The sequence below is a fragment of the Methylobacterium sp. Leaf93 genome, assembly GCF_001422345.1.
GTDB classification, from domain to species: domain Bacteria; phylum Pseudomonadota; class Alphaproteobacteria; order Rhizobiales; family Beijerinckiaceae; genus Methylobacterium; species Methylobacterium bullatum.
Window position 1 is genome coordinate 750,259 of the sequence record NZ_LMMS01000001.1, and the last position, 26,070, is coordinate 776,328.

The 26,070-nt window shown below is 67.9% G+C and carries 30 protein-coding genes; 13 read left to right on the top strand and 17 right to left on the bottom strand.

Going from position 1 to position 26,070, the window contains the following annotated elements:
* Positions 1-207 precede the first annotated feature (207 nt).
* Complete coding sequence (locus tag ASF26_RS03280; protein ID WP_018045910.1) at positions 208-468, top strand: hypothetical protein; 261 nt, start codon at positions 208-210, stop codon at positions 466-468.
* A 185-nt stretch (positions 469-653) separates the two neighbouring features.
* Here the strand turns inward: ASF26_RS03280 and ASF26_RS03285 are convergent, their stop codons facing one another.
* A complete protein-coding gene (locus ASF26_RS03285; RefSeq protein WP_244475800.1) occupies positions 654-1,415 on the bottom strand; it encodes a methyltransferase in 762 nt (253 codons plus the stop codon).
* 189 nt (positions 1,416-1,604) lie between these two features.
* Between ASF26_RS03285 and ASF26_RS03290 the strand changes: the two genes are divergently transcribed.
* The 5 genes from ASF26_RS03290 to ASF26_RS03310 all read left to right on the top strand — a co-directional run bounded on the left by ASF26_RS03290 (position 1,605) and on the right by ASF26_RS03310 (position 5,495).
* The gene (locus ASF26_RS03290) at positions 1,605-2,651 is read left to right on the top strand and encodes an extensin family protein (protein ID WP_056148704.1); all 1,047 of its coding nucleotides are present in this window, start codon (positions 1,605-1,607) and stop codon (positions 2,649-2,651) included.
* Between the two features lie 128 nt (positions 2,652-2,779).
* Entirely contained in the window at positions 2,780-3,247 is a 468-nt protein-coding gene (locus tag ASF26_RS03295) for a hypothetical protein (protein WP_018045906.1), read from the top strand.
* Positions 3,244-3,903: a ribonuclease T2 gene (locus ASF26_RS03300; RefSeq protein WP_056249445.1), complete on the top strand. Its 660-nt coding sequence runs from the start codon at positions 3,244-3,246 to the stop codon at positions 3,901-3,903. Before ASF26_RS03295 ends, ASF26_RS03300 begins: the two co-directional genes overlap by 4 nt.
* Before the next feature lie 18 nt (positions 3,904-3,921).
* The gene (gene rlmJ, locus ASF26_RS03305) at positions 3,922-4,767 is read left to right on the top strand and encodes a 23S rRNA (adenine(2030)-N(6))-methyltransferase RlmJ (protein ID WP_056249449.1); all 846 of its coding nucleotides are present in this window, start codon (positions 3,922-3,924) and stop codon (positions 4,765-4,767) included.
* Positions 4,768-4,793: 26 nt separating this feature from the next.
* Entirely contained in the window at positions 4,794-5,495 is a 702-nt protein-coding gene (locus tag ASF26_RS03310; protein WP_056249849.1) for a hypothetical protein, read from the top strand.
* A 32-nt stretch (positions 5,496-5,527) separates the two neighbouring features.
* Here the strand turns inward: ASF26_RS03310 and ASF26_RS03315 are convergent, their stop codons facing one another.
* Together ASF26_RS03315 and ASF26_RS03320 are read right to left on the bottom strand one after the other, a co-directional pair.
* Positions 5,528-5,815: a hypothetical protein gene (locus ASF26_RS03315; RefSeq protein WP_056249852.1), complete on the bottom strand. Its 288-nt coding sequence runs from the start codon at positions 5,813-5,815 to the stop codon at positions 5,528-5,530.
* 106 nt (positions 5,816-5,921) lie between these two features.
* Positions 5,922-7,355 carry an FAD-linked oxidase C-terminal domain-containing protein gene (locus ASF26_RS03320; RefSeq protein ID WP_056249453.1) on the bottom strand — a complete coding sequence of 478 codons (1,434 nt, stop codon included), beginning with the start codon at positions 7,353-7,355 and terminating at the stop codon, positions 5,922-5,924.
* A 302-nt stretch (positions 7,356-7,657) separates the two neighbouring features.
* Here ASF26_RS03320 and ASF26_RS03325 point away from each other — a divergent pair, with 302 nt between their 5' ends.
* Entirely contained in the window at positions 7,658-8,023 is a 366-nt protein-coding gene (locus ASF26_RS03325) for a cytochrome c family protein (RefSeq protein ID WP_056249457.1), read from the top strand.
* A gap of 49 nt (positions 8,024-8,072) precedes the next feature.
* On the opposite strand, the gene ASF26_RS03330 is transcribed toward ASF26_RS03325, so the two are convergent.
* Positions 8,073-8,618, bottom strand: a complete 546-nt coding sequence (locus tag ASF26_RS03330; RefSeq protein ID WP_244475801.1) for a MarR family transcriptional regulator — start codon at positions 8,616-8,618, stop codon at positions 8,073-8,075.
* Between the two features lie 290 nt (positions 8,619-8,908).
* Between ASF26_RS03330 and ASF26_RS03335 the strand changes: the two genes are divergently transcribed.
* Entirely contained in the window at positions 8,909-9,331 is a 423-nt protein-coding gene (locus ASF26_RS03335; RefSeq protein WP_056249467.1) for an organic hydroperoxide resistance protein, read from the top strand.
* 54 nt (positions 9,332-9,385) lie between these two features.
* Here ASF26_RS03335 and ASF26_RS03340 read toward each other — a convergent pair whose 3' ends face one another.
* From ASF26_RS03340 to ASF26_RS03355, 4 genes are all read right to left on the bottom strand, one after another.
* A complete protein-coding gene (locus ASF26_RS03340; RefSeq protein WP_056249470.1) occupies positions 9,386-9,820 on the bottom strand; it encodes an NfeD family protein in 435 nt (144 codons plus the stop codon).
* A complete protein-coding gene (locus ASF26_RS03345) occupies positions 9,817-10,809 on the bottom strand; it encodes an SPFH domain-containing protein (RefSeq protein WP_056249473.1) in 993 nt (330 codons plus the stop codon). The genes ASF26_RS03340 and ASF26_RS03345 overlap by 4 nt, the downstream gene beginning before the upstream one ends.
* Positions 10,810-10,885: 76 nt before the next feature.
* Positions 10,886-12,259: a hypothetical protein gene (locus ASF26_RS03350; protein WP_244475802.1), complete on the bottom strand. Its 1,374-nt coding sequence runs from the start codon at positions 12,257-12,259 to the stop codon at positions 10,886-10,888.
* Between the two features lie 87 nt (positions 12,260-12,346).
* Entirely contained in the window at positions 12,347-13,201 is an 855-nt protein-coding gene (locus ASF26_RS03355) for a hypothetical protein (RefSeq protein ID WP_056249479.1), read from the bottom strand.
* A 453-nt stretch (positions 13,202-13,654) separates the two neighbouring features.
* On the opposite strand from ASF26_RS03355, the gene ASF26_RS03360 reads away from it, so the two are divergent.
* Complete coding sequence (locus ASF26_RS03360; protein ID WP_200925878.1) at positions 13,655-14,608, top strand: lipid kinase; 954 nt, start codon at positions 13,655-13,657, stop codon at positions 14,606-14,608.
* A gap of 45 nt (positions 14,609-14,653) precedes the next feature.
* Positions 14,654-15,397, top strand: a complete 744-nt coding sequence (locus tag ASF26_RS03365; RefSeq protein ID WP_056249481.1) for a TerC family protein — start codon at positions 14,654-14,656, stop codon at positions 15,395-15,397.
* 173 nt (positions 15,398-15,570) lie between these two features.
* Here ASF26_RS03365 and ASF26_RS03370 read toward each other — a convergent pair whose 3' ends face one another.
* From ASF26_RS03370 to ASF26_RS03390, 5 genes are all read right to left on the bottom strand, one after another.
* Positions 15,571-16,461: a phosphatase PAP2 family protein gene (locus ASF26_RS03370; RefSeq protein WP_056249484.1), complete on the bottom strand. Its 891-nt coding sequence runs from the start codon at positions 16,459-16,461 to the stop codon at positions 15,571-15,573.
* A gap of 145 nt (positions 16,462-16,606) precedes the next feature.
* Positions 16,607-17,488 (bottom strand): alpha/beta hydrolase, encoded by an 882-nt coding sequence (locus ASF26_RS03375; protein ID WP_056249488.1) that lies wholly within the window; start codon positions 17,486-17,488, stop codon positions 16,607-16,609.
* 172 nt (positions 17,489-17,660) lie between these two features.
* A complete protein-coding gene (gene dapD, locus ASF26_RS03380) occupies positions 17,661-18,503 on the bottom strand; it encodes a 2,3,4,5-tetrahydropyridine-2,6-dicarboxylate N-succinyltransferase (protein WP_018045889.1) in 843 nt (280 codons plus the stop codon).
* An 88-nt stretch (positions 18,504-18,591) separates the two neighbouring features.
* Positions 18,592-18,855: a YARHG domain-containing protein gene (locus tag ASF26_RS03385; protein ID WP_018045888.1), complete on the bottom strand. Its 264-nt coding sequence runs from the start codon at positions 18,853-18,855 to the stop codon at positions 18,592-18,594.
* A 96-nt stretch (positions 18,856-18,951) separates the two neighbouring features.
* A complete protein-coding gene (locus ASF26_RS03390) occupies positions 18,952-19,404 on the bottom strand; it encodes a Crp/Fnr family transcriptional regulator (RefSeq protein WP_056249493.1) in 453 nt (150 codons plus the stop codon).
* 176 nt (positions 19,405-19,580) lie between these two features.
* Here ASF26_RS03390 and ASF26_RS03395 point away from each other — a divergent pair, with 176 nt between their 5' ends.
* Entirely contained in the window at positions 19,581-19,802 is a 222-nt protein-coding gene (locus tag ASF26_RS03395) for a hypothetical protein (RefSeq protein WP_018045886.1), read from the top strand.
* Between the two features lie 3 nt (positions 19,803-19,805).
* Here the strand turns inward: ASF26_RS03395 and ASF26_RS03400 are convergent, their stop codons facing one another.
* On the bottom strand, positions 19,806-20,492 hold the full coding sequence (locus ASF26_RS03400; RefSeq protein WP_018045885.1) for a response regulator transcription factor: 687 nt from the start codon (positions 20,490-20,492) through the stop codon (positions 19,806-19,808).
* 271 nt (positions 20,493-20,763) lie between these two features.
* On the opposite strand from ASF26_RS03400, the gene ASF26_RS03405 reads away from it, so the two are divergent.
* The gene (locus ASF26_RS03405) at positions 20,764-21,300 is read left to right on the top strand and encodes a L,D-transpeptidase family protein (protein WP_056148859.1); all 537 of its coding nucleotides are present in this window, start codon (positions 20,764-20,766) and stop codon (positions 21,298-21,300) included.
* 11 nt (positions 21,301-21,311) lie between these two features.
* Here the strand turns inward: ASF26_RS03405 and ASF26_RS03410 are convergent, their stop codons facing one another.
* Complete coding sequence (locus tag ASF26_RS03410) at positions 21,312-22,634, bottom strand: MFS transporter (protein ID WP_056249495.1); 1,323 nt, start codon at positions 22,632-22,634, stop codon at positions 21,312-21,314.
* Between the two features lie 157 nt (positions 22,635-22,791).
* On the opposite strand from ASF26_RS03410, the gene ASF26_RS03415 reads away from it, so the two are divergent.
* Positions 22,792-23,217 (top strand): hypothetical protein, encoded by a 426-nt coding sequence (locus ASF26_RS03415; RefSeq protein WP_056249497.1) that lies wholly within the window; start codon positions 22,792-22,794, stop codon positions 23,215-23,217.
* 36 nt (positions 23,218-23,253) lie between these two features.
* On the opposite strand, the gene ASF26_RS03420 is transcribed toward ASF26_RS03415, so the two are convergent.
* Both ASF26_RS03420 and ASF26_RS03425 read right to left on the bottom strand, forming a co-directional pair.
* The gene (locus ASF26_RS03420; RefSeq protein WP_056249858.1) at positions 23,254-24,555 is read right to left on the bottom strand and encodes a pitrilysin family protein; all 1,302 of its coding nucleotides are present in this window, start codon (positions 24,553-24,555) and stop codon (positions 23,254-23,256) included.
* A gap of 64 nt (positions 24,556-24,619) precedes the next feature.
* Positions 24,620-26,005, bottom strand: a complete 1,386-nt coding sequence (locus ASF26_RS03425; RefSeq protein ID WP_056249500.1) for a pitrilysin family protein — start codon at positions 26,003-26,005, stop codon at positions 24,620-24,622.
* Positions 26,006-26,070: the final 65 nt, after the last annotated feature.

Sequence of the window (26,070 nt, forward strand, 5' to 3'; positions counted from 1 at the left end):
CTGAGTGTCTCTCACAAAACTCCCGCTGCACCGTCGTGCCGTGAGCGAGAACCGACGGTGACCGGGAGTTTTGTGAGGCACTCTTAATCCCGCATGGTTCGTGTGCCGTGACACGTCATGGAGGAAAGAGACTTCCTATATCAGTTTCATGCAGAGAGAAGCGGGCCAAACATCTGGTCCGCACTGTAAAGGAACTTGTAAAACGCCATGATGAACCGTATCGCCGCCGTCGCTACCGCTCTTGTGCTTGGCGCTGCTTCGATCTCTTCTGCAACGGCGTTCGAGCGCCCCTCGCGCTACACCGCTTTCTCGCCCTATGACGTCACCGAGACGGGCTCCCTCAGGGAGGTCAGCCGCCCGCCCGCCTATCTCGGCTGCCCGATGAGCTCGGCCGCCGAAGGCAACGCCAACCAGCAGAATTTCCCGGTCCAGCAATACGGTCAGACCTCCGGCGGAAACCGCTGCTGATCCTTTGAGACGAGAGGGACGAACATGGTTCTGAAGGGCTTTTCCTACGCCATGATCGGTGCCTTCGCGGGCGGCCTGATCTGGACCATCGTCGGCACCGCGAGCGTCTTCCTGGCCTCGTAGGTCGGATCGTTCACCAAGACCGGAACGCTGTGCGGCGGGGCGAGAGCCCCGCCGTTTCCATGTCAGGGATCGCGCCGGATCTCCAGGGTGGCGACCTCGTAGGTGATCGCTGCCCCTCCCCTTTCGAACTGTCGGATGACCGTCCGCAATGCGCCGGGCGAGAGGGGACGGACGGTGCCCGGCGTTCCCGCCCCGATGGCGCGAAGCGAGCGGAGGAAGGCCCGGCCGTCGGCATGTTTCTCGACGACCGGCTCCAGGAACACGCCGCTCGTGCAGCCGGCGAACCGGAGTCGGGCCAGGGCCTCCGCCGTCGGATAGGACGGCGTAGCGGGGCGATGGCCGATAGCGTCATGCGCCGCGTGCCATTCGCGGAACGTGCCGGACGCCAGGGTCGTCACCGCGAGGAACCCGCCGGGAGCCAGCAGGCCGGAAAGGCGGCCGAGCGCGCTCTCCAGATCCTCGAACCATTGCGCCGCCAGGCTCGAACAGATCAGGTCGAAGCCCGGCGCCAGGCAGGGCCGCTCGCCGTCCATGACGAGAAAGGCCAAATCCGGGCGATGCTGCATGCGCTCGCGAGCCCGCCGGATCATGGCGGGGGACAGATCCGATGCCACCATCAGGCCGGGCGTCACATGAGCGAGGACGGCCCGCGTGAGGAAGGCGGTGCCGCAGCCGATCTCGAGAATGTGTGGCGACGGGGGAAGGGGCAGGGCGGCGATGCGCTGCGCCAGCCGCGCAGCGACCTCCGCCTGGATGATTCCCGCGGCATCGTAATCGTCCGCCCCGTCGAAGGCCCGGGCCACAGCCTGTTTCCAGGGACGCATCGGTGCCGTCGTCGGGATCATCGGTGAGGCTGCGATAGACCGGGCGCGGGGCGCGCTCAAGCGTCCCGGCGCGACTTGCGCTTCCGGCCGCGCAAGAGGGAAGCCTCGGCCGTCCACACTCATACACAGGTGAGCGATCACTCGGCATCGTTGACGAACGCTTTACGAAAAGCTGCCCATTGTTCCGACATGTGGCGTAGCGTACTCGCGTTTTCCGTTCTCGGACTTATCGGCGCAGGTCTCACCGGCTGTGGACGCAGCCCGTTCGAGAGCCGCGAGGCCTGGCGCGACCAGACCGAACAGGCCTGCAACGCCAAGCGGTTGGTAGAGACCACCGAATTCGTCACACCGGTGAAGGAGATCGCCGGTCCCGGCGTCTGCGGCATGCTGCAGCCCTACCGGATCACCCGTCTCGGAAAGGGCTCCGTCGCTCTGAAGCAGCGGATGACGCTGGCCTGCCCGGCCCTGGCCGAGGCCGAGGCCTGGCTGGCGGACACGATCCAGCCCGCTGCCAACCTGTATTTCGGCCAGCCCGTAGCTGAGATCAACGCCGGCTCCTATGCCTGCCGCGGCCGCAACAACCAGGCCGGCGCCAAGCTCTCGGAGCATTCGTTCGGCAATGCCGTCGACATCATGTCGTTCAAGCTCGCCGACGGCTACGTCATCACCGTGAAGGGCGGCTGGCGCGGCACCGAGGCCGAGCAGGGTTTTCTGCGCGAGGTGTTCATCGGCGCCTGCGCACGCTTCTCCACCGTGCTCGCCCCCGGCTCCAACGTGTTCCACTACGACCATATCCACGTGGATCTCGCCCGCCACGACCCGCGCGGCCTCAAGCGCATCTGCCAGCCGCTGCTGAAGTTCACGCCGCAGCTCGGCGCCGACGGCGTGCCCCGGCCGGTCTCGCGCCCGCGCCCGGTGGAGCGCCAGCCCGCCCCGCCCCAGGCCCCCCTCGATGTCGAGGAGGACGATCCCTACGGCGTGGCCCCGATGTCCTCGAACCGGACCCCTGCCAGGACGAGCCCGCAGGTCGCCCGCGCGCCCTCCCCCGCCCTGTCCGCTGCCGCCCCGTCGAATCGGGCGCCTTCCGCCTATGCCTCCACGCCGGCGGCCCGGCCGGTACCGCGCCCGCAGTCCTCGCGTCTGGCCTCCGCGCCGACCTATGCCGAACCGGCGCCGGGCTTCTCGGACGAGCCGCTGTCCCTCGCCGCCCCGGGCCTGTCGGACCCGATCTACTGAGGGCCGGACTGTGTTCCGGTCGCCCCAGGCCGGAATGAAAGCGATGCCGCCCGGCCTCTTGCGCTTGACACCGCCCGGACAGACGCCATCGTCCCCGGATGAACGGACTCCAGCGAAAAGACGCCGGCATGCGCCCGAATTCCCTCGTCACCGCCCTGGCCCTCGGCCTCGTCCTCGCGGGTAGCCTCCAACCCGCCTTCGCCCGCTCGGGCCGCGAGGAGATCACCCCCGCCGAGGAACGTGAGTTTCCCTTCGACGGGCAGATTCCGGGCTGCCAGGATTCCTCGGTGCTGGAGCAGATGTCGAGCCAGTTCGCCGAGAAGGAGGCGAAGTTCTGGAACTCGAGCCTCACCATCGTCGGCTATGACCGGATCGAGCGGACGGCCTGGCGCCCCTGGGGCCTCGACACCTACCCCCGCCGCTTCTGCAGCGCGGTGGCGACCACGTCGGACGGGATCAAGCGCAAGGTCGATTATTCCGTCCGCGAGGGCCTCGGCTTCATCGGCGTGACCTGGGGCGTGGAGTTCTGCGTCCACGGCCTCGACCGCAACCTCGCCTATGCCTACGCCACGGCCTGCCGCGAAGCCCGTCCGTGAGACGAGTCGCCGCGCTCGCCGGACTGGCGCTGACGGCTTTCGCCGGAACCGCGCAGGCGCAGGGCTATGGACGCGGCGGCACGCCCGGCGAGTTCGATTTCTATGTGCTGGCCTTGTCCTGGTCGCCGACCTATTGCGAGACGGCCGGACGGCGTGACGCCGACGGCCAGTGCCGGCCGGGTCGCGGCCTCGGCTTCGTCGTCCATGGGTTGTGGCCGCAATATACGCGGGGCTACCCGTCCGACTGCTCCTCCGTGGAACGCTCTCCCACCCGCCAGGCCATGGACCTGGCCGGCGAGGTCTATCCGAGCGAGGGGCTCGCCCGCCACGAGTGGCGCAAGCACGGCACCTGTTCGGGCCTCGATCCGATGTCGTATTTCAAGGCCGCCGCCCAGGCGCGGGAAGCGGTGACCATCCCGGCCGGCTTCGTGAAGCCCGATTCCGACACGCGCATCGCCCCCGTCGATATCGCCCGCCAGTTCGTGGCGGCCAATCGCGGCCTGCGCCCGGACATGATGTCGGTCACCTGCACCCGGGGAGAGTTGCAGGAGGTGCGGATCTGCTTCACCAAGGATCTGCGCGGCTTCGCGCCCTGCCCCGAAGTGGCGCGGCAGAATTGCCGTGCGGGCGAGATCGCCGTCGACGCGAGCCGGTGAGGCCAGGAACCTGCGCCCATGAACTACAGGCACGCCTTCCACGCCGGTAATTTCGCTGACGTGCTCAAGCACCTCGTGCTGACGCGTGTGCTCCATCATCTCCAGGCCAAGCCCACGGGCTTTCGTGCCATCGACACCCATGCGGGCCTCGGTTTCTACGACCTGACCGGTGACGAGGCGGGGCGGACGGGTGAGTGGCACGATGGCTGGGGCCGCCTCGATACGCCCTTCCCCGACGAGGTGGAGGCGCTGTTCACCCCCTATCGCGAGGCCGTCGCCGCCACCCAGGCGCGCCATGGGGCGACTATCTATCCCGGCTCGCCGGCGATCATCCGCGAATTCCTACGGCCCAGCGACCAGGGCGTCTTCGTCGAATTGCACCCGGCCGATGCCGAGCTCCTGCGCGAGCGCTACAACCAGGATCCGCGCACCAAGGTGATGCATCTCGACGGGTGGACCGCCCTCCATGCGCTGATCCCGCCCCCCGAGCGGCGGGGCGTCGTGCTGATCGACCCGCCTTACGAAGAACTCGGCGAAGTCGAGAAGCTCGGCGCGGCTCTGGCCAAGGCCGTCGCGAAATGGCCGACGGGCATCTATCTCGGCTGGTATCCGATCAAGGACGCCGCACTCATCGACCGCATGGTGGCGGGACTCGACCGCTCGCTCTCCCGGCCCGCTTTGCGCATCGACCTGATGATTTCGGAGCCCTATCCGAACCGTCTCAACGGAAACGGCCTCATCGTCATCAACCCGCCCTGGCGTCTCGCCGAGGAGGCGGCCCTGTTCCTGCCCGCCCTGGCCGAGCGGCTGGCGCGGGGCGATTACGGGGCGTTCCGCTGCGACGCGTTCGGCGTCGAGGCTTGAATCCTGTCGTGAAGGTCGTCCCGTCGATGAATTCCGCGATTCCCATCGCCAGCGCCGCCATTCCGGGCAGCGTCGAGACGATGCGTCTCGTCCGCTATGACGATGCCTACTCGATCATGGTCGGCACGGCCGAACTGATGAACGACCGGCACCGCGATTCGGAGCGTGCCCTGGCCACGGTCACCTGCGCGCGGCTCGAGGGAAACCCGGCGCCGAGGATCCTCATCGGCGGCCTCGGAATGGGGTTCACCCTGCGTGCCGCCCTCGACACCCTCGGCCCGCAGGCGGAGGTCGTCGTGGCCGAACTGATGCCGGCGGTCATTGCCTGGGCGAGCGGACCGCTTGCCCATCTCTTCACCGGGAGCCTCGACGATCCGCGCGTGAGCCTCGTCGAGGCCGACGTGAACCGCCTCATCCAGTCGGGACAGGCTCAGTACGATGCCATCCTCCTCGACGTCGACAATGGCCCCAAGGGGCTGACGCGCCGGGAAAACGACCGCCTCTACGATGGCTGGGGCCTCAAGCGGGCGCATTATGCCCTGCGACCGGGCGGCATTCTGGCCGTCTGGTCCGGGGGGCCGGACCGCCGGTTCAAGAAGCGGCTCCGGCGCTTCGGCTTCGATGTCGAGGAACACCGCTATCCCGCCCATCCCGGCGGACGCCGGCACGTGCTCTGGATCGCCGTAAGGACGAACGTACAAGCCGAGGCGGGCCGGCGGAACGGGTAGTCCCGTCGCCGTCCCGTCCCGCCGGGTCGATCTCAGTAATTGTAGGACCGGCGGGGATAGGCCTGGTTCGGTGCGTAGCCGGCTCCACGCTGCTGCACCCGCGAGCCGTACTCGATCTCACGCTGCTGCTTGGCGCGGCGATTGGCGAGATAGCGACCGCCGATGCAGCCCGCGACCGCACCCACCACGCCGCGTTCGGCCAGGTAATGCCCGGCGAGGCCGCCGATGATCGCGCCCTTGATGCAGCCTTTGGCTTCGGCCGCTCCCGTGCTCGCCACGGTGAGCAGCACCAGGGCCGAGAGCGTTGCAACGATGCGCATGATCATCCTCCACGATTGTGCGGGGAGGAAACACCGGCCCGGAGCTTAGCGTTCCGGGCTTGGTTCGGCGGGATCGCGAGAAACCGCGTTGCGCGGCGCGCCGGCCTCAAGCGGCAACGCGCCCCTCCAGCGGGAACACCTTGGCGGGGTTCATCAGCCACTTCGGATCGAACACGTTGCGGACCCGCATCTGCTGGTCGAGGTCGGCCTGCGCATATTGGAAGCGCATGAGCTCGCGCTTCTCGATGCCGACACCATGCTCGCCGGTGAGGCAGCCGCCGACCTCCACGCAGAGCTTCAGGATCTCGTCGCCTGCGGCCTCCGCCTTCTGCAACTCGCCGGGCTTGTTGATGTCGAACAGGATGAGGGGATGCAGGTTGCCATCGCCCGCATGGAACACGTTGGCGACGCGAAGGCCCTTGTCGGCGCAGATCGCGCCGATGCGCTCCAGCACCAGCGGCAATTGCCCGGTGGGGATCGTGCCGTCCATGCAGATGTAGTCCGAAATCCGGCCGGTGGCGCCGAAGGCGGATTTGCGGCCCTTCCAGATCGCGGCGCTCTCGGCTTCGGATTTCGAGACCCTGATGCTCGTGGGCCGGTAGTCGCGGGCGATGGCCTCGATCCGGGCCAGCATCGCCTCGCATTCCTCGTCCGAGCCTTCGACCTCGATGATCAGCATCGCTTCGGCATCGCGCGGATATCCTGCCTGCGCGAAATCCTCGGTGATGAGGATCGCCTCGCGGTCCATGTACTCCATGGCCACGGGGATGATGCCGGCAGCGATGATGGCGGCGGTGCAGGCGCCCGCATCCTCTACCGAGGAGAAGCCCACCAGGGCCGGGCGCGCGCCTTCCGCCGCGCGCAGGATGCGCACCGTCGCCTCGGTGACGATGCCGAGCTGACCCTCCGAGCCGCAGATCAGGCCAAGGAGGTCGTAGCCGGCGCTGTCGAGATGGGCCCCGCCGATCTCGGCCACGGTGCCGTCGTTCATCACCAGGGTGACGCCCAGAAGGTTGTTGGTGGTCACCCCGTATTTCAGGCAATGCGCGCCGCCCGAATTCATCGCGATGTTGCCCGCGATGGTGCAGGCGAGCTGGCTCGACGGGTCCGGCGCGTAGAAAAACCCCTCGTGGCTGACGGCGCCCGAGATGGCGAGGTTGGTCAGGCCCGATTCGACCCGCGCGACGCGGTTCTCGAAATCCACGTCGAGGACGCGGGTCATCTTGGCGACGCCGAGGATGATCGCGTCTTCCTGGGCGATCGCCCCGCCGGCGAGGGAGGTGCCGGCCCCGCGTGCCACCACCCGCACGCCGTTGGCGTGGCAATAGGCCATCACGGCGGAAACCTCGGCGGTGGTCGAGGGCAGGACCACGGCCAGCGGCATCTTGCGATAGGCGGTCAGGCCGTCGGTCTCGAAAGCGCGGCGCTCGTCCTCTGTGACGATCAACGCCTCGGCCGCGACGAGCGGCCGCAGGCCGGCGATGATCGTCTCGCGGCGGGCAAGAATATCGGGATCGGGCATGGGAAAGGCGATCGACATGGGCGGGCGCTCCTCGACGCATCGACCTGTCTTCAGCCACCGCTCAGCTTGGAAGGACTAAAAACGAGCCGTGAACCGTTCAGGACAATGGAATTGGAAGATATCTAAACGATAACCGGTTTCGATGCATCAGGATCGGATGCGTCGACGTTTCCGGAGGGCGGAAGGGCCGGTTTCGGGCTTCGTTTCGCCGCACGGACCCTAGGCGAGTTTGGAACGTTCCCAGTCTCGATCTGTTCTAAAACCAAAAGCTCTGCCATAAGCTCGGCTGGCTTATGCCGCCCAACGGAGGAAAAAATACAATGCGTCACCTCATCCTCGGCGCCGCGCTCGCTCTGATGCTTCCGATCTCCGCACAGGCCCAGGAAGCCGGCGACGCTGCAGCCGGCGAGAAGGCGTTCGCGCCTTGCAAGGCCTGCCACAACTTCGTCAAGAACGGCGTCGGTCCCGACCTCAAGGGTGTCGTCGGCCGCAAGGCTGGCACCTACGAGGGCTACAGCTACTCGGCCGCCCTCAAGGGCTCGGGCATCACCTGGGACGAGGCGAACCTCAAGGAGTGGCTGAAGGACCCGAAGGCCAAGGTGCCCGGCAACAAGATGGTCTATCCCGGCCTGAAGGACGACAAGAAGCTCGCCGACGTGATCGCCTATCTCAAGACCCAGAACTGAGCGTCGAATCCGGTCCTTTTAGGACCCGTGATCGGAAAGGCCGCTTCCCCTACCGGGAGGCGGCCTTTTTCCATTCCTCGTACGGCTCGGGGACCGTGGACGCCGCCGCCGTGCCGGCCACGTTGTCGTGAAGCGCGCCCCGCAGCATCACCAGGGAATCGAGGAGCGCCTGGCGCCCATCCTCCGACATCCCCGTCAGGGCTCCGGCAAGGCCGGGGACGCAATCCATCCGCCCCTCCAGTTCGCGCCCTTTGGGCGTCAGGAAGATGCTGACCTGCCGTTCGTCGGCCCGGTCACGGGCGCGGCGGACGTGACCCGACGCCTCCAGACGCTTCAGCAGGGGCGTGAGCGTTCCGGAATCGAGGAACAGCTTGGTTCCGATCTCCTTCACCGTCAGCCCTTCCTGTTCCCAGAGGACGAGGAGGACCAAGTATTGTGGATAGGTGAGGTCGTGGGCGGTCAGGAGCGCCCGGTAGGCGCGCCCGAAGGCGTGGGCCGCCGAATAGACCGCAAAGCACAACTGACCGTCGACGCCCCGCCCCGGGGTCGGTACGTCGTCGATGGCGGCTGCTTGCGTGGTGCGTCGGCCTGCCATTCCTGGGGCCTCCCTCATGTTGGTCGGGTCCGGTGTCGGGTCCGGCCCAACTACCCTATCTAATTGATAATGCGGAATGGTCACCAGCGTTCACGCTACTCTCGCATAAGGGTTGCGCGCAATCTTGTTTGGTGCCATATGGAATATCAGTTGCGCGCAAGCTAGTTTCGGTTTTCGACCGGATCTCGTGATGGTGGACGTTTCCCACCGGCGGACGGGTTTCCCTGTCCCCTCGAGAGACCATCTTTCCTCGACGCGACCCCCTTCGATCTCAAGCAGGATGACCGACCATGAAGGCACTCTACACCGCCCACGCCCATGCCACCGGCGGCCGTGAAGGCTCCGCCTCCACCGACGACAAGGCCGTCGACGTCACCCTGGTGACGCCGAAGGAATTGGGCGGCGGTGGCGGCAACGGCACCAACCCCGAGCAGCTCTTCGCCACGGGTTATGCTGCCTGCTTCCTCGGCGCGATCAAGTTCGTGGCCGGCAAGGACAAGGTGAAGATCCCCGAGGACGCCAAGGTCGAGTCCTCCGTCGGCATCGGCCCGCGTGACGACGGTGAGGGCTTCGGTCTCGTCGTCACCCTGAAGGCCACCCTGCCGGGCATCGAGCGGGACAAGGCCGAGGATCTGGTGAAGCGCGCCGACGTGGTGTGCCCCTATTCCCACGCCACCCGCGGCAACATCCAGGTCGATATCAGCGTCGCCTGAACGCGCTCGTCACGAAACCGGAGGGGCCTGCGTCCCTCCGGCTTCCTACTTCCGTCAGGCCGTCGTCACGGTGAGCACGGTTCCTTCGATCCCGGTGACCCGGATGCGGGTGCCGGCCGGTGCATCGGGACCGGAAACGCGCCACAGCGTGTCATTGACCCTGATCCGTCCGAGCCCGTTCGCGATCGCGGCGTCGAGGTGGAATTCCTGGCCGATCAGGCCCTGCGCGCCCCGGTTGAGGCTGTTGGGACGCCCGGTCATCCGCTTCTGCGCGAGCACGACGAGTCCCACCGACAGTACGGCGAACAGGATGATCTGCGCCTGCCACGGCATCGGCACCACGGCGACTTCGAGCCCCGTGACCACGGCCGCCGTGCCGAGCCAGACCAGGAACACGCCCGAGAGCGCGAGTTCCGCTCCCATCAGGACCAGCCCGATCAGGATCCAGGTCCAGACCGGTCCCAGCGCCGTCACGCCATCGACGATCACGCGGCCCCTCCCCCGCTCGGGCCGATCGTCGGCGGCAGGCCGGACGGTTTTCTCTGCTGCGCTGCGCCCTCGCCGAACACGCCGCGGGTGATCTCCGCGATGCCACCGAGGGTACCGGCGAGGGACGCCGCCTCGATCGGCACCACCACCACCCGCTGGTTGGGCGCGGTGGCCAGCGCCTTGATTGCGTCCACGTATTTCTCGGCCACCAGGAAGTTAGCCGCCGCGAGGTCGCCTTGTGAAATGGCCTCGCTGATGAGGCTCGTGGCGCGGGCCTCGGCCTCGGCGCTGCGCTCACGGCCCTCCGCATCGCGGAACGCGGCCTCGCGCCGCCCTTCGGCTTCGAGGATGGCGGATTGCTTACGGCCTTCCGCGCGCAGGATATCGGCCTGACGATGGCCCTCGGCTTCGAGGACGGAGGCGCGCTTCTCGCGCTCGGCCTTCATCTGGCGCGCCATGGCGCCGGCGAGATCGGCGGGGGGCAGGATGTCCTTGATCTCGATCCGGGTCATCTTCACCCCCCAGGGTGAGGAGGCCGCATCCATGACATGGAGCAGGCGTTCGTTGATCTCGTCGCGGTGGGACAGCAGCTGGTCGAGGTCCATCGAGCCGACGACGGTGCGGATGTTGGTCATCGTCAGCGTCATCATCGCGGTTTCGAGATTCGAGATCTCGTAGGAGGCCTTGGCTGCGTCGAGGACCTGGTAGAACACCACCGCGTCGATCTTCACCCCCGCATTGTCGCGGGTGAAGGCCTCCTGGCTCGGCACCTCGATGACCTGCTCCATGACGTTCACGCGCCGTCCGATCCGCTCGATATAGGGGGCGATGAGGCCGAGCCCGGATTCGAGGGTGCGCGAGTACCGGCCGAACCGCTCCACCGTGTAGACGTGGCCCTGCGGGATGATGTTGATGCCGATGGCGAGGGTAACGACCACGAGAATGACGAGCGCCACCGCCACCACGCTCAACCCGATCGAGAGATCCATGCCTGTCCCCACTGCCCTTCCGGATGGGACATTGAGGCCGAGCGTCTGGCCCTATGCAAGGTGAATCGTCCTCGCGTCAGCGCGCCCAGACCCCCAGGCGCTCCGTCCGCGCACGGTCCTCGGCGGCGACGAGATCGGGGGTGGCTTCTGAGGAGGCACGGCCTCCGCCGTTGAAGAGCACGACTTCCGATAGGTCCCGGCCTTCCACTGCGCAGAGATAGGCGGCACTTCCGGCCACGGGCTGGCAGGTCACCGGGCGCCCCGCGAGGTAGCGCGTCAGTTCCTCCGGCTGTCCGCCGCGGACCCATTCCACCCCGAACAGGCGCACGAGCTTGCCGCCGACGCGCAGGGTCGCCGTGTCGATCACCTCGGTCTTGCCGGTGATGGCGTTGGACGGCTCCGCCGGCTTCGTCCGGCTCTCCTCCGCCGAGGGTGGGCTCGGCTCCTCGGCGGGAATGCCGGGGGGCGCCGTCGGGGACACCGTTTCGCGCGGATTGGCCATGGTGGAGGGCCGGTTCTGTGCCGACTGGGTCTCGGTCGGCGGTGTCGCCGGGGCCGGATCCTGCGCCTTCGCCTCCTGCCGGGGAGCCTCCGCATCGGGGGCGGAGGCCGGCCTGTCGTCCCCGCCGCCCTGGGTGAGGAGCAGGACGAGGGCGAGGCCGCCGAGCAGGCCCACGCCCGCGAGCGTGCTCGGCCGGGTGAGGATCGTGCCATCATCCCGGCGAAGGCGGCGCAGCCGGTCGCCGGCGCGGGCGACGAGCCCGGGCCAGCGGGCCGGTTGTCCTCCCTGAACCGGCGTCGCCGAGGGAGAGGCCGCAGTATCCCCTGCGGCGAGGCCCGAGAGACGCTCACGGGCGATGGCGACCGTCTCGCGGGCCCTGTCGCCGAACGAGGCACCGATGCGCATGCCGCGTTCGCGCAAGGTCGGTTGCGGGCTCGACCCCTGCCCACCGGTGGGGCGATCGGCCAGAGAGTGACGGATGGTGCTCAGCGTTCCCGCCAGACTCGCAGAGACAGTAGCCGCGGCCGATCGTCCCCTGGCGACCGAGCGGGCCATCACCGAGCGGGCTCGTTCGGATTGCGATCCCACGAACCGCGCCGTCGCCGCCTTGATCTCGTCCGACGCGGTGGGCTCGGGCGGCATTTCCACCACGGGTTTCGGCGGCACCGGCACGAAGAGAGCGCCATGGCGCTCACGCAACTCGGCGAACAGGTCCTCCAGGGTCGGTGGGCCGGTCTCACCCTGTCGCGGTGCCCCGGTGCGATCGACGACCCTGTAGAAGGGCGGTTCGGCGGCGGGCTCGACCACGGCCTCGGCCAGGAGCTGCAGCGTCCGGCGAGCCACCGGAAACGCGTCCTGGCGGCGGATCTCCGCTTCGATCATCGACCGGATCGATTCCCGTGCCGCACGCGCGGCGACGATGGCCGGAGCTTCGGCTTCGTCGGACAACGTCGTCGGGGATGTCTTGTCCGATGCGCGTGACGTGTTCGTCGCGCGTGTCTTGGCTGCGGTCGCGTTCATCGATTGGACTGTGGCTCAGGCACCGGGCCGTGTCGATGCGGCGGCGCTCAGCGGACCCGGTGCGAAGCGGCGCAGGACACGGCTCGACTCGGATATGATCACCGGGCGCGGTCCGGCGAAGGAGATTTCCAGGGTCAGTTCCGCCACGCCCTGCGAGCGGGCACCGTTCCTCGGATTCGCTGCACGGAAATCGAAGGTGGAGCGCACGATGCAACTGCTCGTGCCGACGCTGCAGGCCGTGCGCGGGGACCCGTCCTGCACCACGTAGCGGCGGTCCGGCCAGCGTCGGACGAAGCGGCGCTTCTCCGCCATCAGCGCTGCCAGCGACAGGGTGCGGCCGTGGAAGCGCACGGACTCAGCATAGAAACGCGGTGCGGCGGCGACCATGCCGTCGCCGGGCTCGGAGATTGCGTCGAGATAATCCTCGTTCAGCCTCTGGGCCTTGCGCGCCCATTCGGGAAAGCGGTCCTCGGAGGCCATCGCCATGGCCGGGGACGGTGCGCCCGGGGAGACGGTAAGGGGAAGGGCGTTCGGCGGAACCTGCGAGAGGCGGCGGGGGGAATGCCTGATCCCAACCTCAGCGTGGCGGTTGCCGCGACGTGTCCGCCGTGGTGCCTCCGCGCTCCTCTCCGCGACGGAGGTCGCACTCGGCGTAATCTCAGGTTTCACCGCTTGGGCCGGGCTCGCCTGGGGGGCCTCTTGCACGGCCTGGGGCGAGGCGGGCTTCGCGTCGCCCGTCGGTTCGGGCTTCGTATCGGCCTTGGCAGGAGGATCGACCCAGGCCGGACGGCCCTGTGCCCCAGCACTACCGGTGGACATCAGAGCCCCGAGGAGGGCCGCCGAGCAAGTGGAGAACAATCCGTAGCGCATGGCATCTCACCGCTGTCGCGAGCGACGTGGAGGGTGGGCACGACCGCATGACAGCGTCCGGCCAGAGGGAAACGTCAAGGTCGGGCGTTCGGTTGCCCGCGTCGAGGCGGGCCGTTCGCGACGGGGTCGCGTCGAGGTGTGAGACCTAGCACGCGGCATTGCCAGGCGGTTTCGATCGGGCACCGTTCCTCGCGCTATGCCCGCTGTTCCCAGCCATCTGCGATCGGCGTCGGCCGAGGTTGCGCCTGGCCATCTTACCGCAACCGGCCTTCCTCCAGAATATTGCCTCTTGCCATCGGCGTGGAAGCGCCCACCTCTGGAGAGCTTGACGGGTCCGGGCCCCTCTGGCGGCCGAGGCGTCGGCCGCGATGTCGGACTCCTTCTCTGCCTTTGCGCTGACGCGGCGCGAACGCACCGGGGGGTTCTGAAACACGTGGTTGTTGCGATGATCTCATGCGGCATCTCGAGATGCCCCTTCCCGGAGTCAGCCTCGTGAGCGCCGCCTCCGCCCGCCGGGCTCTTCTCCTCGTCAACCCGAACGCCCGGAACGGCTCGTTCTCCCTCGACGCCGTGCGGGACTCCCTGCGTGCCGCCGGCATCGAGCCGTTCGAGCCGCCGGGCGATCCCGATTGCACGGCGGTGATCAAGCGCCACGCGAAGGAGTGCGATCTCGTCATCCTCGGCGGCGGCGACGGCACCATGAACTCGGCCGCGCCGGCCCTGGTGGAGACCGGTCTGCCGCTGGGCATCCTGCCGCTCGGCACCGCCAACGACCTCGCCCGTTCCCTCGGCCTGCCCACCGACCCGGTGGAGGCGGCCGAGCTCATCGGCACGGCGCGGCCCCAGGCGGTGGATCTCGGCTGGGTCAACGGCCGCTACTATTTCAACGTGGCGAGCATCGGATTTTCGGCCGACCTCGCCGGGGACCTCACCGCGGAATCGAAGAAGAAGTGGGGCACGCTCGGTTATGCCATTGCCGCCCTGCGCGTCCTGCGGCGGGTGCGTCCCTTCACGGTCTATCTCGAACATGACGGGCTGACCGAGACCATCACCACGATTCAGGTCTCGGTGGGCAACGGTCGCCATTACGGCGGCGGGATGACCGTTGAGGAGACCGCCACCGTCGATGACGGCAAGCTCGATTTCTACAGCCTGGAGGTCAAGCATTGGTGGCGGCTCATCGCGCTGCTGCCGGCACTCAGGCGGGGCACCCAGGGCAAGGCCGCCGACGTGCGCGCCTTCAACACCACCGAGATCGTGGTGAAGACGAAGAAGCCTCGCCCGGTGAACACCGACGGGGAGCTCTCCACCTACACGCCGGCCCATTTCAAGGTCGTGCCGAAGGCCATCCGGATCTATGCGCCGGAACCCGCCGAGCGCCCCGGCATCATCCCCGCCGCGTCCTGATCTTCCGCCGCTTTCCGACCTGACGACGTTCGAGGTTCTCTCCCCGTGGATTCCCTTCTTCAACTCGCCGCAGACCCGACCGCCTGGGTGGCGCTCGCCACCCTCATCGTGATGGAGGTGGTGCTCGGCATCGACAATCTGATCTTCATCTCGATCCTCACCAACAAGCTGCCGGCCCATCAGCAGACCAAGGCCCGCCGCATCGGCATCGGCCTCGCGCTGGTCCTGCGTCTCGGCCTGCTCGGCACCGTCGCCTACATCGTCCACCTGACGCAGCCGGTCTTCGAGATCTTCGGCAAGGCCTTCTCCTGGCGGGACATGATCCTTATCGGCGGCGGCCTGTTCCTGCTGTGGAAGGCGACGAAGGAGATCCACGAGACCGTCGATCCCGATGACGGCCATGAGGATGCGTCCTCCCCGGTGGCGCTGAGCTTCGCCGCCGCCGTCGGGCAGATCCTGGTCCTCGACCTCGTCTTCTCCATCGACAGCATCATCACGGCGGTGGGCATGACCGATCACGTGCCGATCATGGTGATCGCCGTCATCACCGCCGTCACCGTCATGCTGCTGGCGGCCGACCCGCTGGCGCGCTTCATTGATGCCAACCCCACCGTGGTGATGCTGGCGCTCGGCTTCCTCATCATGATCGGCATGACGCTGATCGCAGAGGGTTTCGGCGCCCATGTGCCGAAGGGCTACATCTACACCGCCATGGCCTTCTCGGCCGGCGTCGAGGCTCTCAATCTCCTCGCTCGTCGCCGGAGACGAAATAAGACAACGGCGGGGTAAGGGCGCAGCCCCTTCCCTTCCGTTTCACAGGAAAACGAAGAAAGGCCCGACCGGGATAACGGTCGGGCCTTTCTTCGTTCCGCTAAGATTGAAGGGGTTCGGTCGATGTGTCGGCGCGCAGCCGACCTGACTTGCGCTCGGCGGATCGGCCGCCGCCGAGCCCCCGTGGCTGCCTACAGGATGGGTTCGCGCAGGGCCGAGGTCTCGCGGGCGCAGATCGCCGCGTCCGGCGGCGATCCTTCCTGCGACAGGTTCTTTGCGATCTCCACGCGTGCCCGCTCGAGATCGGTACGGAAACCAGGATCACCCTGGAGCGCGCTGACGACGACGCTGGCCGTCGTGCGGCCGGCTTCCACGTCGCTGGCCCAGTGCACGCCGCAGACGATGCGGTTCTCGCCGTAGGCCTTGCCGCGGACGAAGAACTGCGTCGCTTTCTCCGGCACCAGTGCGGCGAGGATGGACGCGTAGGCCCACCCTTGAGTCGCGTGGCTGGACGGGAAGCTGAAGGCGTCGCCGAGCTCGCGGGTGCGCGCCACGCAGATCTCGGCCTCGTTGCCGACGAAGGGCCGCAGGCGACGGTAATGCTCCTTGAGCGGGCGGGTGGCCCGGCCGATATCGAGGCGGGTGCGTTCGAGCAGGGTCATCAGTGCCGGGGAGCGGGACTGATCGATCTTGCGGCCGAGCACGCAGGCGAAATCATCGAGGATGGCCGAGGGGCCGTCCGCCACATCCGCCGTGGCGAGTTCCCAGCGCGCGCTGCCCTTCAGGGCGCGGGTCCCTGCGAAGATGGTCTTGTCCGCCGTCTCCGCCGCCGATTGTCCCCGCGGCGGCGGGGGCAGGATCGCGACCGTATCGGGCGCGGTGGCGTCGGACAGATAGGGCGCGCGTGCCGGCATCTCCGGCGTCAACGGCGTCGTGGCGACGGCCGGCGCCGAACGAGGCTTTCCGCTCGTGGCTTTGCTGTCGGCCGTGTTCGGCGCGGGTGCCTGCGCCGAGGCAGGAGCCGCCATCAGGGCGCAGGACGTGAAGGCGAGCGACGCGAGAGCGGGAAACAAAGAATACATGGCGGCGGCTCAGGGTGAAATGCGTCGGGAATGGCAAGCGATAGGGGAGCCATAGGGTTCCTGAACGACACTCGTATGGCACCCTGAGCGCATGACATTTCACCGATCCGTAACAGGTTTGCCCGCAGGTCCGCGCACGAGACCCCTATCGGATGCCGGCGAGGATCGCGGCGGCGACCTCTCCCGGATATTCCTCATGCGGACTCAAGGCCCCCGGAACCGAAGCCTTGGCCACATGGCCGGCGGCGATGAGAGCGTCCATCTCGGCGCCGGACCGGCGGGGCGCACGCTCCGGACGCAAAACCAGGATCGGCGGAAGTTCGTCCGCCTCGATGAGGGCGAGAAAGTCCTTGCGGACCTTGAACGGATCGAGCCCTCCGGTGACGAAGGCCGCCGTGCCGAAACGGCCCCCCGGCTGGAGCGTCACGGCGTGTTTGTCGGCGATAATGCCGGGCGTGACGTGGTCCGGATCGGCATAGACATGCGCGCGCATCATCCGGCCGATGATCGGAGGACTGATGTTGATGCGGTAGAGCGCCTCGCCCAGCAGCGGAAGTTCGATGGCCTTGCGGATGCTCGAGAGCCAGCCGCGGCGCGAGTCGCCCAGAGCGGTGGGCAGAGGCCCACGCCAGGTGGGTGCAATGAGGACGAGCCGGTCGAACACACCTGGATGCCGCCGTGCGGCCGCCACGAGATAGGGTCCCGCATGACCCGCCGCGATGCCGATGGCGTAGGGGCCGGGCAATGCCGCGAGCAGAGAATCCATGAAGGCGTGGAAGGTCTCCGGCTCCATGGCGATGCGGGACCGCGGATGGTTGCCGAAGCCGGGCCAGTCGGGAATGAGGCAACGGTAGTCGTGGCCCAGAATCTTGGCGAGGGGCCGCATCTCCGCGCGGGCCGAGATCGACGACAGGGCCGGCAGGAGCAGGGCCGCCGGGCCGCTCCCGACGATGTCGCAGGGAGTCGGGACCTTGCGCTCCAGCACGTCGAGCTGAAAGCCACGGGTGGAGTGGGCAGGCTCGATCATCGCTGGCAACGCCTCATCCGGGACGGTCTGTATCGGACGGAAGATCTAACGCGCCGGTCGCTGCCGCACAGGTCGGCCCTGTGTCGCGCCAGGGCCGATGAGGAGCGCCCGCCTCTCCTCTTTCCGCGGCGGGAAAGAGGAGAGTGCCGATCGAATCGGGTGTGAGCGCGTCTCAGGTCCGAAGCAGTTCGTTGATGGCGGTCTTGGAGCGGGTGCCGGCATCGACGCGCTTGACGATGACGGCGCAGTAGAGGCCGGGACCGGGCGTACCGTCGGGCAGGTCCTTGCCGGGCGTCGTGCCCGAGACCACCACCGAATAGGGCGGCACGCGGCCGTACATGACCTCGCCCGTGGACCGGTCGATGATCTTCGTGGAGGCGCCGATATAGACGCCCATGGAGAGCACGCTGCCCTCACCGACGATCACGCCCTCGGCCACCTCGGCGCGGGCGCCGATGAAGCAATTGTCCTCGATGATGACCGGGTTGGCCTGGAGCGGCTCGAGCACTCCGGCGATGCCGGCACCGCCGGAGATGTGGCAGTTCTTCCCCACCTGCGCGCAGGAGCCGATCGTCACCCAGGTATCCACCATCGTGCCCTCACCCACATGGGCGCCGAGATTGATGAAGGAGGGCATCAGCACGGCGCCGGGCGCGATGTAGGAGCCGCGCCGCACGAAGCAGCCGGGCACGGCCCGGAAGCCGGCCTCGCGAAAATGCTTCTTCTTCCAGCCCTCGAACTTCGAGGGCACCTTGTCCCACCAATTGGCGCCATCGGGTCCGCCATGGATGATCTCCATGTCGTTGAGGCGGAAGGACAGCAGCACCGCCTTCTTGAGCCACTGGTTGACCTGCCATTCCTCGCCGACTTTCTCGGCCACGCGGGCCTTGCCGGAGTCGAGGAGATCGAGGGCCTCGTCTACGGCGTCGCGCACGGCACCCTTGGTCGAGACGTCGATGCCGGCACGCTCCTCCCAGGCGGTCTCGATGGTGGTGGAGAGATCGGCGTGGGACATGGTGGCGTTCCGGTCGGTTAGGGGGAAGGGCCGTGCTTACAAAAGGCGGCCCGGCCTGTCACCTCGGCGCGTCAGGCGAGGCGTGGGCTCACTCGCGGCAGCCGTTACGGCTTTCTTCCCGCACGATCTCGCCGACCTTCGCCCGGTCGCGGGCGGAGAGCGGGACGTCGCGGATGTCGGAGAAGCGGCAATTGACGTTGCCGAAGGCCGAGATCGCCCGCTGCGTCTTGAAGCAGTAGCCGGCCTCCGCATAGACCGCGTTGCGCTCGCCCCAGAGTTCCTCGCAGGGGGATGCCGCCAGGGCGGGGGCGGCGGGCAGGAGAGCGAGGCAGAGAACCACGGCGGCGCGCATGAGCACTTCCCGGAAGAGTGTTGAGGGACGGAAGACTTTTGGCCCGTCCCGGCAGGTTTTGCCAGATCGTGCGTCCGGCGAGAGGACGATACGATGTCAGATGGCGTCGATCCTGGCGCGCACGCCGTCGAGATGCTCGATCAACGTACCGAGGTCGTCATGAAGGGCGGCATGGATCGCCTCGGCCGCATCGGGAAATTCCTCGAGCACCCGGCGCATCAGCGTGGGCGTGATGCGGACGACCTCCGCCGCCGTGACGGCATGGGCATCGGTGGGGCGCTCGCCGCGTAGGAACAGCGCCATCTGCCCGATCAGGGCGGAGCGGCCGACCCTGACGGGCTCGGCACCGGCGCCACGCGGCGCCAGTTCGACCGTTCCGGACATGACGACGTATCCGCCATCGCTGCGCTCGTTGCGGGCGAACAGCACGTCCCCCGGCGTCAGGCTACGACGCTCAGCGGCAAAGGAGAGCAGCCTCAGGGCGTCCCGCGCCATGAAGCTGAACAGGGGGGCCGCCGCCAGGATCGCGATGTCGTCGTCGAGCCCCAATGCCGTCCGCTCCCTCAAGACGGAGGCGTTCCTCCGGAGGAGCTAGCCTTAGCCGAAGGCGGGCGAGGGGGGAAATCCGGCGGGGTGCCCGCGCAGGGACGGAGCGTCGATCAAACGGATGTCATGAAACCGGTGGATAGACGCGTCTCCCGAGGGCGATGAAGACGGAAATTCCGGTGTCCAATCACTTCTGCCTGGATCCGAACGATCCCTATGCGCAATCCGAGGTCCTCGTCTTCTTCGAGGGCCGATATCCGGATATCCGCCTGCTGTCGGTCATCGATGGGAACGACGACGAAATCTTGTCCGATCTCGTCATCGAGCAGCAACGCGACCTGATTCGGGAAATCGCCGCCTTCCACACATCCGGCGGTGATGCGCCGAATGCGGCCGCCTGATCCTCAGGGCAGCAGCTTGTAGCCGCCGCCTTCCGTCACGAGGATGGCGGTGACGGCCGGGTTCGGCTCGATCTTCTGGCGCAGGCGGTAGATGTGGGTCTCCAGCGTATGCGTGGTGACCTGCGCGTTGTAGCCCCAGACTTCGGCCAGCAACGTGTCGCGGCCCACCACCTCGCGGCCGGCGCGGTAGAGGAAGCGCAGGATCGCCGTCTCCTTCTCGGTGAGCTTCAGCTTCGAGCCACGCTCACAGATGAGGAGCTTGGCGCCGGGGCGGAAGGTGTAGGGGCCAATCTGGAAGACGGCGTCCTCGCTGGCCTCGTGGCTGCGCAGATGCGCGCGGATGCGCGCGAGGAGCACCGCGAACTTGAACGGCTTGGCGACATAATCGTTGGCGCCCGCTTCCAGGCCCTCCACCGTGTCTTCTTCCGAATCCTGCGCGCTCAGCATGATGACCGGGCCGCGATAACCGTTGCGGCGCATGGTCCGCACCGCTTCGCGCCCATCCATGTCCGGCAGGCCGACATCCATGATCGCGAGATCGATCCGATCCTCGGCCACGCGGGCGAGGGCGGATTTCCCGTCCTCCGCGCTGACGGTGACGAACTCCTCGTACAGGTCGAGTTGTTCGATCAAGGTTTCGCGCAGGGACTCGTCGTCGTCGCAGACGAGAAGGCGATGGGTGGTCGACATCGGCCGGGGATACTTTCACACGCAACAGGGATGTGCCCGAACGGGCCGATCCCGAAAACTTGAGAGACGACCGCTTCGTCGGCCGCGAGCCTACACAGCAGAGTGATGGCGGGTTTATGTCAGAACCTTGAACGAGGGCGCGCCGGAGGCGGAGTATGCACGTCCGTGACGGTTCGACCCCCGAAAAAGTTTCGCATGGGTGCCGTCGTCGCGCATCGCCGCCTCAGGAATGGACTGGCTCGGGCCGGTCTGTCCGGTCGATAAGGCCGACATGATCCGTTTGACCCTCTCTCGCATCCGCGTCCGCCGGCTGGTGAGTGATCCCACTCGCGGGCAGATTCTCGCCGCCAATGCGGTCATTCCCTGCGCGCTCGGCCGCTCCGGCATCGGTCAGGTCAAGCGCGAAGGAGACGGCCTGTCCCCGCGGGGCGTCTTCCGCCTGCGGGCCGGGGCCTATCGCCCGGACCATTTCGGGGCCCGCCCCCGCACCGCGCTGGCTCTGCGCCGGACGCGACAGAACGACGGCTGGTGCGACGACCCGCGCGACCGGCGCTACAACCGGCCGATCGTCCTACCCGCCCCCGGTGTCAGCGCGGAGCGGATGTGGCGGGAGGACGGTCTCTACGACCTCGTCGTCGATCTCGACTACAACCGCCAGCCGATCCGGCCGGGGCGCGGCTCGGCGATCTTCCTCCATGTGGCACGGGCGGGATACCTGCCGACGGAGGGCTGCGTCGCGGTGAAGCGAGGCGACCTCGTCCGGCTACTGCGGCGCCTCGGGCCGCACACCCGGCTGCAGATCCTGTGACCCGTGCATCCCTACCCCCGGACCGGCAGGGCGGCGGGCGATGCGTCCGGCCGGTCTCCCGGACGGGACAGGGTCAGGACGAGGATGGCGGCGAGGATGCACAGGGCACCGGCGGCGAAGAAGGCCGGCAGGTAGCTCGACAGGGCGGTGCGTGACAGGCCGGCGCCGTAGGCGATGGTGGCGGCCCCGAGTTGGTGGCCCGCGAACACCCAGCCGAAGACGAGGTTCGCCTTCTCGCGCCCGAACCGGGCGGCGGTGAGCCGCACGGTGGGCGGCACCGTGGCGATCCAGTCGAGCCCATAGAAAGCGGCGAAGACAGACAGGCCGACGAAGGAGAAGTCGGAGAACGGCAGGAACATCAGCGAGAGGCCGCGCAGGCCGTAATACCAGAACAGGAGCCAACGGTTGTCGTAGCGGTCGGAGAGCCAGCCCGACGCCACCGTGCCGATGAAGTCGAACACGCCCATCGCCGCCAGCACGCTCGCCCCCTGGACCGGGCCGATGCCGTAATCGGCGCAGAGGGGGATGAAGTGGGTCTGGATCAGCCCGTTGGTGCTGGCCCCGCAGATGAAGAACGTGGCGAAGAGCACCCAGAACACACCCGTGCGCGACGCCTCCGCCAGGGCTCCGAGGGCGGAGCCGCTCACGACCGGCGGCGGAGCGGTGCCGGTGACGGCGGTCTCGCCATAGGGGGCCAGATCCATGTCCTCCGGCCGGTCCCGCAACAGCGCCGTGACGGCGAGCCCCGCCGTGAGCAGCAGCCCGCAGATCACCAGGAGTGCGGCGCGCCAGCCGAGATGTTCGGTGAGGGCGGCGAGGAGCGGCAGCACGATGAGCTGGCCGGTGGCCGAACTGGCGGTGAGGAGACCGACCACGAGGCCGCGCGAGCGCGAGAACCAGCGGGTCGCGATGGTGGCGCCGAGTAACAGGGCGGTGAGCCCCGTGCCGATGCCGACGACGACGCCCCAGAGCATGACCAGCTGCCAGACCTCGCTCATGAACAGGGAGGTGAGGAGCCCCCCGACGATGAGCAGAAGCGCCAGGAGCACGATGCGGCGCGGGCCGTAGCGGTTCATCAGCTGGGCCGCGAAAGGCCCCATCAATCCGAACAGGACGAAGCGCACGGCCAGCGCCGAGGAGATCGTCGCCGTGTCCCAGCCGAACTCCTTCTGCAAGGGCAGGATCAGCACGCCCGGTGCGCCAACGGCGCCGGCCGTCACCAGCATGGTGAGGAAGGTGACGCCGGCCACGACCCAGCCGTAATGGACGTTGCGGCGGGCAAGCGGCGCGGCAACGGCGTTCGACAACGACCCGAAGGGAGCGGTGATGGTCATACGGCCTCTTCGGGTTCCGCATGCTGGTTCGGTGGGATCACCGGGCGGGCATGCCCGGCACCGCGACGCGGTCGACCCTTGCTTAGGCGCATATGCACGCTTTACACAAGCGTGTCGTCCGCAAACCCCGTGAGCTATTTCTGGAGGACTTTTCGCGATGGACCGTCCGGCACCGGTGTCACCGTGCCACTGCCTCGCCCTTCGCCAGGCGTCGCGCCGGCTGACTCAGCATTACGACCAGCATCTCGCACCGACCGGCCTGCGCACCAGCCAGTACGGCCTGTTGCGCGGTCTCGGCCGTGTCGGGCCGATCTCCATCAACGGTTTTGCCGACATCATGATGATGGACCGCACCACGATGGGCCGTGCCCTGCATCCGCTCACCCGGGACGGTCTTATCGCCGCCGGTCCGGGACGGGACGGCCGCACGCGCTCCCTCACCCTCACGGAGGCCGGCCAAAAACGCATCGAGGAGGCGCAGCCTTTTTGGGAGCAGGCGCAACGGACGTTCGAGGAACGCTACGGTGCGGTGCCGGCCGGAGACCTGCGCCGGGCGGCCGAGCGGCTCGCCCTGTCTGTCTGATTGGGTGTCGCTGGGACCCCGCGAAGCGTCCGAATCCTACAGGAAATCCGTGGGGCGCCCCGCGGCCACCACCAGCATCCTGCCATCGGCGAAGGTGCGGGCACCGGCGCGGCGGATGTCCGCCTGGGTCACGTTCGTCACCATCTCGTTGCGGCGGGCGAAGTAGTCCATGCCCAGCCCCTCGAAGGAGATCTGCACGAGCTGGTGCGCGATCTTGGTCGAGGTGTCGAAGCCGAGCGCATAGGAGCCGGTGAGGTAATCCTTGGCCTTCTGAAGCTCCTCGTCGGATGGGCCGTCGCTGATGAGGCGGCCGATCTCGTCGCCGATCACCGACAGGGCTTCGCCCACGCGCTCGTTCTTGGTGGCGGTGTAGCCCCAGGTCATGGCGCTGGCGCGGTGGCTGACGAGGGAGGTGCCGACCGAATAGGCCAGCCCACGCTTCTCGCGCACTTCCTGGAACAGGCGCGAGGTGAAGGAGCCGCCGCCGAGGATGTGGTTGAGCACATAGGCGGGGATGAAATCCGGGTCCTTCCACGGCACGCCACCCATGCCGAAGCGCAGGACCGATTGCGGCACGTCGATATCGACGACGACGCGGCGGCCGAGCTGGCCGACCTGGGTCTGCGGCACGGCGTTCAGCGGTCCGGCCTCGTCGAGGACACCGAAGGCGCGGTTGAGGGCATCGGCCAGACGGTCGGCATCGATGGCGCCGACGGCCGCCACTTTCAGACCGCCGCGGCCGATGATCTTCCGGTGCATCGCCACGAGGTCGTCGCGGGTGATGGCCGCGATGCTTTCCGGCGTGCCGGACGAGGGACGGGCATAGGGATGGCCGGCATAGGCTTCGGCGAAGAAGCGACGTGACGCCATCACGCCCGGATCGTTCTGCTGGTAGCGCAGGCCGGCCAGCGTCTGGGCGCGCACGCGCTCGATGGCGTCGGGATCGAAACGCGGCTTGGCGAGAGCCAGGGCGAGGAGGTCGATGGCCTCGTCGGCGTGCTTGACCAGCATCTTGAGGGAGCCGCCCACCGCGTCGGCGCCGGCATGGAACGACAATTCGATGGCCCGCGCGGCCAGACGCTCCTGGAAGGCGTCGGAGGAGAGATCGCCGGCGCCCTCGTCGAGGAGGCGCGCCAGCATCTGCGCCACGCCGCCCTTGCCTTCGGGATCCTGAGCCGCCCCCCCCTCGAAGGTAAAGGCGAGGGCGATCATCGGCACCACGGGCGATTCCACGTGCCAGGCCTCGATGCCGGCGGCGGCGGCCACCGGAAGCGCCAGCGTGGGGGCGTTCGCGCTGCGGGCGGTGGTATCGACCAGATTGGCTTCGACCGAGTTCATGAGAACCTCATTCTTCTTCTGGGCGCCCGGGCCGAGATCAGCGGGATCGTGCGTGAGGGTCGCCTCACGCAACGGCGGCGTCGGGATCGCGCGTCTTGGTCAGGTATCCGGTGACGGAGCGGGCGGGGATCAGGTAGCGCTCGGCGACGGCGGCGAGGCGATCCCGCGTCACGCCCTCGATGTCGGAGGGCCAGCGGCGGACCTCCTCGATGCTCTCGCCGATGGCGAGCGCCGAGCCGTAGATGCGAGCCAGCGACGACTGGCTGTCCGAGGAATAGACCGTCTCGGCGACGAGCCGGGTCTTGGCCCGTTCGATGGCCTCCGGACCCAGGGCCTCGGAGGGGACGCGGCGCAGGACGCGGTCGACCTCGTCCTCCAGGCGCTCCAGGCTCACGCCCTCGGCGGGGATGGCGTAGACCGAGAAGCGCGTGTCGTCGATGGCCGAGCCCATGTACCAGGCGCCGGCATTCACGGCGACGCCGAGCTCCATCACCAGCTTACGGTAGAGGAAGGACGTGGAGCCGCCGCCCATCACCTCGGCCAGCAATTCCAGGGCGTGGCACTCGCCGTCGCGGGCGGTCATGCAGGAGGGGGTGAGATAAAGCCGCTGCAGAGTCGGCTGCTCCACCTTCGGATCGACGACGCTGAGCCGGCGGAGCGCGCGGGGCTCGGGCTCCTTGGCGCGCACCCGCACCGGCCTGGCACCGCGCGGCGTCACGAGCCCGTAGGTGTCGTCGGCGAGCCGCCTGACCTCGTCGGGCGTCACGTCACCGGCCACGACCAGGATGGCGTTCTCGGGGGTGTAGAAGCGGTTGTAATAGTCGAGGGCGTGGGTGCGGTTGAGATCCTCGATCTCGTGCATCCAGCCGATGATCGGCGTGCCGTAGGGGTGATGCACGAACAGCGAGGCGGCCATGGCCTCGGAGAGCTGGGCCGACGGGTCGGTCTCCACCCGCATGCGGCGCTCTTCCAGCACCACGTCGCGCTCCGGCGCCACCACGGCATCCTCGAGGACGAGACCGGTCATGCGGTCGGCCTCGAACTCCATCATGGTCTTGAGATGGTCGCGGGCGACGCGCTGGAAATAGGCGGTGTAATCGTAGGAGGTGAAGGCGTTCTCCTGGCCGCCGAGGCCGGACACGGCCTGCGAGAAGGCGCCAACCGGATGCTTCTCCGTGCCCTTGAACATCAGGTGTTCGAGAAAATGCGCGATGCCGGACTGCCCGATCGGATCGTCGGCCGAACCGTTGCGGTACCACACCATGTGCGTCACCACCGGCGCGCGGTGATCGGGCACCACGACGACGTCGAGGCCATTGTCGAGGGAGAAGGCGGAGACTTCGGGGCCACCGGCCTCGGACCGCCCGAACGGCGCGGCCTCGGCCCGGCCGGCATGGCCGTAGCGGCGGTTGAGCGAGAACCCGGGCGTATCCTTCCGCAACAGATGCATCGTCTTTTCCTTGATACGTCGGCCATGCGTGACCGCCCGTCATGAACGCAATGCCCCTTAGCGCA